The following is a 6110-nucleotide window of genomic DNA, read 5'->3' as shown; positions in this document are numbered from 1 at the left end:
GTGTGAGACCGAAGCGGGAGGGCTGATTCAAAGGTTCCCGTGCTCTGGCAACTGGCGATGAAGCAGGAACAACTGACCGCTCTGGCGTGTCTTGCACACGTTTGAGTATGAGAAAGGTAGCAGGGTGCAATGAGACAGCAGTCCTGTTAACCAGGGTATTCCTATGCTGCTGTAAGGCAGGGGATGCAGGGAGATGGCAGTCCCACCGCCGGGGTGTGGGTATTTCCCACCTTCTCTCTTCTCTCCTCCCCACTGCAGGCGGCATAAAAGAGCCTTGCGAGGCTGGTCTAGAATATTGCACAGAGCCTGCATAATTGGTATGATTATCTCATGCTATAGTGCAGGCTCTTTTTTCGCTTGCGGGCGCCCAATGCTACTGGGGCGTAAAGAAAGCCTGTGAGCAATGGACTGTTTTTCCCGGGGCATTAAAGGTGATATCGACGGTCGCGGCGGACATGCGGGGTTGTTGACCCTGTAAAGCCAGATAGAAGCTTACATATCCTCCCACATCGCTAACCGGTGCCTGGTCCAGTTTGGCATCTCCATAGGCAAAATGAACGGTAGCATGGGCCTGTGCTCCCTCGAGTGGCATCAGATTTTGTGTCAAACGGGCGTAGATAGTGATGCTACTATAGGGTCCGGGCGCGTTTGTAGAGGCCCAGGCGCCACAGAGATATTTCGGTATATCAGGGATGCCAGGGATAGTTTTTTGAAAAGCTTTGTTGACTGTGATTCTACTGATAGTTTTCCGCTCGTTAATAATCGGTCCACAGGCGGTAAGAAAGAGCAGAAGGATCAGCAGTCCTGATGAGCTTCTCATCTGTAAAATTTTTCTTTTCATCTTTTCTGTGTAGTGTCACTATCTCTCTTTTGTTAAGAGACATTGTTGGATTGATGGTGATGGTAGGCTGAGAGATGTGTTATGGTCGTTGATAAGCGCTATCATCTGCACAGCTATCTATAGTATAGCACAGGTAAAGTATTTTATAGGCTGTAAGTCAGGCTACTCTTTCTTCATAGGTATAAACGCATAGAAGTATGTGAATAAGGTATGCATGAGCGGCGATACTGGTTGGAAGTGCAATTTATGCTACCGTGTTGACACGACCCGTTACTGGTTACTTCTAATGAGCGAAAAATAAAGAATAGCCACTTATAGGTAAGAATGTGCTACCGTTGGCTTGCTGAATAAGTTAGACTGTGTTACACTGTGACTGGTTGTAGGATGCAGATGAACAATCGTTATGCAATGATCGATTAGAGGTGTTACTTCTGTGAATCACGAAATTGATAGACAATTCGAACTCTTAAGTCAATTGCTCGGGGATGGACCATTCGGGCGCAACAACTTTCAAACGGGACACGCTGAGCAAGGATATGAGTCGGCCATTTCTATTAATCAAGGTGCTGAACGCAAGGATGGCACACCACTGGATGCACCAACGGATGGATCTTCTGTAATCCAGACTCGGCCCGATGGCGGACGCGAGCAGCGAAAAGGAGCCCCAGAGGTGATTTTGGGGGCAACCAAAGAGACGGCGCAGATTATTGCTATGGCGCATGGTCTCTTACTGAGCACAGGTCGCGCTATCATCAGTCGTTTGCGCCCTGACTCTATCGCTCCTCTTCAGAAAGAGTTTCAAGCTTACACGGTTCGGACGCTTGAGGCGGCTCGTGCCATGGTCATTTATAGTCCTGATTATCAGCGAAAAAGTACCGGTGGACAGGTGGGAGTGATTAGCGCGGGCACATCCGATATCCCCATGGCGGAAGAGGCAAAGCTCATCGCGGAAGAGATGGGCTGTACGGTCACAACCATCTATGATGTAGGGGTTGCAGGATTACATCGCTTACTCGCCCCTTTACGTGATCTTCTCACAAGCGGGGTGGATGTGATTATCGTTGCCGCGGGTATGGATGGCGCTTTACCTTCAGTGGTAGCAGGCTTATCTCCAGTTCCAGTTATCGGGTTACCAACGTCGATTGGCTACGGTCTTGGCGGCAATGGGGTTGCCGCATTGCTTTCGATGTTGCAAACGTGTGCGCCAGGTCTCTCCGTCGTCAATATCGATAATGGTGTTGGCGCAGGTATCACAGCGGCGCTGGTTGCCAATCGTGTGGCGCAGGCGCGTGAACATCAGTCGCAGTAGGGAAGCAGCGAGATGTTCTGAGTGTAGAATGTCTCACCGCTAATTCTGTTGGGTAAATGTGGGTACGAAGTTTAAGAGAGGCGGGACTTTCTATGGCAAACAATAAACGTGGGCCCGAACCAGGATCTCAAAAGGCCAAGCATGGTGGTCAGGCCGTACGCGAAAAGTATGGCCCGGAGTTCTATTCCAAGATTGGCAAGAAGGGTGGCGAGACGGTAAAGGAAAAACGTGGACCACAATTCTATGCCGAGATAGGGAAAAAGGGCGGCGAATCCACCAAGCGTCAGCAGGGTTCTGAGTTCTACTCACGGATCGGGAAGAAGGGCGGCGAGCGTGGCCGCACGACTTCGGATACTCAGGAATAAGGGCCGCGTGTCCCGGTTTCGGGGTGTTCCGGTCGTAGGCAGGATGTGATATTTCTGTTGGACGCTTAACCCGGGGCTGATCCCGATCATAACAAGACCGCGTCTCGTTCCTATAATCTCTAGATATGGGAAAATGAACGAAATGCGGTCTTGTTATTGTTTGTTTTGCGTATTGCATTGTATGGATTATGTTCTGCTTACTGTGTTTATACACCCCCCATGCTATCAGTCATAGCGCTTGATAAATGGCGGTGGATCAATGAGATCCTCCTGATCACTGGTTGGATGATAACGACGTGACACATCATTGAGTCCTCTTCCCCGTGGGCCGCGCTGTTGATTCAAGTTACGCTGCTGACGTGCCAGATTGGGATTTTCTGGTTCGCTGGCTGGCGGGTTATATGGCCGCAGTGCTGGTGGTATCTGGGCAGGTGGCGGCGTAGCGGGTTGTACTGGTTGAATATTGGGTGGTAGCGTGCGTGGTTGAGGCGCGGGTGTTGGATTCCCCATGCTTGCCCGGCCAGCCCCATAGCTTCCTCCTGTCGCTGATCTACTCCCCAGACCATTGTTAGATTGTGTGATACGTGGAGATGGAAATTGTTGTGAACGGAACGCATCGGCCCGTGCATTATGTAAATCTTCCATGCCCGCTGCGATGAGCGTTACATGGATTGTGTCAGTCAATGCGGGATCAATCACGGCTCCGAAAATGATATCTGCCGTATCATCGATGGCGTTTCCTATTCGTTCAGCGACTTCATTCACTTCAAATAAGGTCATATCCTCGCCGCCACTGATATTAAATAAGACGCGCTTAGCCCCTTTGATCGTAACATTGAGGAAGCCGCCGGCGATCGCTTCATCGGCTGCAATTTGAGCGCGCTCACGTCCCGTTCCCTGTCCAATGCTCATCAATGCTGTACCCGCTTCTAGCAGCACGCTGCGCACATCCGCAAAGTCCACATTGATCATGCCTGGTACATTGATGACTTCCGCGATACCCTGGACACCCTGGCGCAGGATATCGTCGGCTACTTTAAAAGCATCCGAGAGATTGCGGTCACGGGCGACGGTACTCAGCAGTCGATCATTAGGAACAGTAATCAGGGCATCGATTTCGGCGCTCAGATCAGCTAATCCTTGATCAGCGATCCGGCGGCGGCGCGAACCTTCAAAGGTAAAAGGAAGGGTAACAATGCCAACGGTGAGGGCTCCCAGCTTTTTCGAGATTGCGGCCACGATAGGGGCCGCCCCTGTGCCAGTGCCTCCACCCATACCCGCTGCGATAAAGACAAGATCAGCATCGCCCAGAGCTTCGCGGATCTCGGCGCTACTCTCGGTTGCGGCCCGCATGCCCACAGCTGCATTGCCACCCGCTCCCAATCCCTTGGTCTGATGTTGGCCCAGGCAGATGCGTTTGGGCGCTTCACAGAGCGCCAACACCTGTGCATCGGTATTCATGGCGATAAAACGCACACCACGAACACCAGCATCTATCATACGATTAATCGCATTCATACCGCCACCACCGACACCAACGACAACAATATCGACATGGTGAGGGGCTTCATCTGGCACTTCGGAATCAAATGAGTACTGCTGAGAAAAGGGTCCGCCGTTGGGATACTGCTCCTCATAGGCATCGGGTTGATTTCTGGCCCTGTCTATGCGCGGCCCCGAGCCCATGTTGCGTTTATAGGCATCATTTGACATTGGCTGCATGCACACCCTCATTTCCTCTGTTTGAAACGTCTGGTATGTATTCCATGGGGTTTCCGCCCTTCTTCTCTGTTTTTGTGGTGAGGCTGGTCAGGTAGAGGAGTGCCCTCATGCTACCGGGGTTGCTTGCCTCTCATATGAATAACGAACCATACTGGCAAAAGTGATATTTTCAGTACGAGAATTGCTAGAGATAAAAAAGAACCCTGATAGCGCCATTGGATTGGGTTGGGCAGAGCGTATGGCTACTATCAGAGTTGTGTAGAAAATTCTGCCCTTTACAGGGAACTAGAATTACCAGCTTTCGACGCTTTTTTCTCGCGTTGTGCTTCTTTTTTTTGTTTATTCGATTTCGGTGCGGCTTTTTGCACCTTTTTCTGTTCTTTGTTTGCCACGATGGGTACCCTCCTGATCTAAATGTTATCATCTATTGACTCGTCTGTTACATCTCTTTGTAAAGACGTGCCCAATAAGATATTCTTATTGTATCAAATCCAGCAGATGAGGTGATAGGGTGACAAACTTTAAGGATAATTGTACTGTTCTTGTAAGCTTTTCTCCTCGTAGGTAGCCAGCGCGTGTGTGATCATGCGAATGACACTGCCAATGTCCATCGGTTTACGGATTTGATAAATTCCGCGCAATTCGAGTTCTTTGACTGGCAGGGTCGCACTCATCATGATGGTGGGCACGCCTCTGGTCTCAGGATTATCCTGAAGGCGATCATAAAGTTCCAGGCCATTGAGTTTGGGCAAGCGATAGTCCAGCAGCATCAGGCAGGCCCGAATCTGGGATGCTTGTTCTAACGCTGTCTGACCATTATCGATGACCGTCGTATGGTATGGTGTCTCTTCTTCAATCAATTGTTGCAAAAACTGAGCAATATCAGCATCGTCTTCGACAATTAAAATGGTTGTGTTCCGTGGGCCTTGAGCCGCTGGTGGAATGACCTCTCGTGGCATGATGAACTCCTTTTCCGCATGCGATAGTTAAGATGCGAACATAAGCTATATTCTAATGTAACGGTTGTCGAGTAAAATTGGTGACGTGTGAAAGATGTATTTGCAAACAAATTTGAAACATCTTCCATGTTCATTTTACTCACTCTCTTACTATATCGCTGGCGGAAGCCCCGTCCATTTCGAGTGTTTTACGCCTGGCGTATACGCTTCCCGGGCAACAAGCACTGTTGTCGGAATCTCGTGATGGAACAAGGACTCAGTATGAAATGTATGAACAAAACCTTCCTGCGTGGCAGACAACAGGTGTTGACAAAGAGGGAAAGCTGTCTCATGTGCTGCCTGATCAAATATCAGATGTCCATCTGGATTTAATCCTGCGAAAACACAGAGGTGGCGCATGCAGCGATCCTTTCTTTGCGACAGTTACTGTGTATGCCTTACTATGAGTTTACAGAACAAACAGTATTTGTGACTCATAATGAATTGGTTGGACTATATTATTGATTTGACTACGTGATTAAAAATCATAGAGTATCCAAAAATCTCTTCTACAGTGATTTTTTCAAAACAGAGAGATGGGATAGTTCGACTACATATTGTACGTTATATTTATCCATTCTGAAAGGTCAGTTACTTCGATTGGTACAATTAGTTTGGCTCTGTTTTTGCGATTGGGAAATCGCAAACATGGTGTGAGTATAGCTATAAGGTTTTCAACAGGGCTTTCCAATTCTCCTAGAGGAGGTGAAAAAAAAGAGATTTCCTTGTAGAATACAAAAAACTTCAAAACCACAAAGGAAATCTCATATGGATTATACTACCTTGACGCTCAAGAGAGCATCCGTGACGAATGAAGAAAGCCTTTCGTTGCTCTCACTGTACGAAGCACTTCAGGCCCTCCCAGACCCACGACG

6 protein-coding genes are annotated in these 6110 nt (G+C 48.9%); 2 read left to right on the top strand and 4 right to left on the bottom strand.

The features are described 5' to 3' along the window. Positions 1 to 373 precede the first annotated feature (373 nt). The gene (locus tag F1593_RS26990; protein ID WP_149404655.1) at positions 374 to 820 is read right to left on the bottom strand and encodes a hypothetical protein; all 447 of its coding nucleotides are present in this window, start codon (positions 818 to 820) and stop codon (positions 374 to 376) included. A 454-nt stretch (positions 821 to 1274) separates the two neighbouring features. On the opposite strand from F1593_RS26990, the gene larB reads away from it, so the two are divergent. Continuing rightward, entirely contained in the window at positions 1275 to 2150 is an 876-nt protein-coding gene (larB, locus tag F1593_RS26985; protein WP_149404654.1) for a nickel pincer cofactor biosynthesis protein LarB, read from the top strand. A gap of 92 nt (positions 2151 to 2242) precedes the next feature. After that, positions 2243 to 2515 carry a KGG domain-containing protein gene (locus F1593_RS26980; RefSeq protein ID WP_172632495.1) on the top strand — a complete coding sequence of 91 codons (273 nt, stop codon included), beginning with the start codon at positions 2243 to 2245 and terminating at the stop codon, positions 2513 to 2515. A gap of 225 nt (positions 2516 to 2740) precedes the next feature. On the opposite strand, the gene ftsZ is transcribed toward F1593_RS26980, so the two are convergent. The 3 genes from ftsZ to F1593_RS26965 all read right to left on the bottom strand — a co-directional run bounded on the left by ftsZ (position 2741) and on the right by F1593_RS26965 (position 5595). After that, positions 2741 to 4237, bottom strand: a complete 1497-nt coding sequence (gene ftsZ / locus F1593_RS26975) for a cell division protein FtsZ (RefSeq protein ID WP_216369005.1) — start codon at positions 4235 to 4237, stop codon at positions 2741 to 2743. A gap of 521 nt (positions 4238 to 4758) precedes the next feature. Further along, complete coding sequence (locus tag F1593_RS26970; protein WP_149404651.1) at positions 4759 to 5196, bottom strand: response regulator; 438 nt, start codon at positions 5194 to 5196, stop codon at positions 4759 to 4761. 150 nt (positions 5197 to 5346) lie between these two features. Continuing rightward, positions 5347 to 5595, bottom strand: a complete 249-nt coding sequence (locus tag F1593_RS26965; protein ID WP_149404650.1) for a hypothetical protein — start codon at positions 5593 to 5595, stop codon at positions 5347 to 5349. Positions 5596 to 6110: the final 515 nt, after the last annotated feature.

Origin of the sequence: Dictyobacter arantiisoli (assembly GCF_008326305.1) — a bacterium.
GTDB lineage: Bacteria > Chloroflexota > Ktedonobacteria > Ktedonobacterales > Ktedonobacteraceae > Dictyobacter > Dictyobacter arantiisoli.
This window is presented reverse-complemented; position numbering and strand designations above follow the sequence as displayed.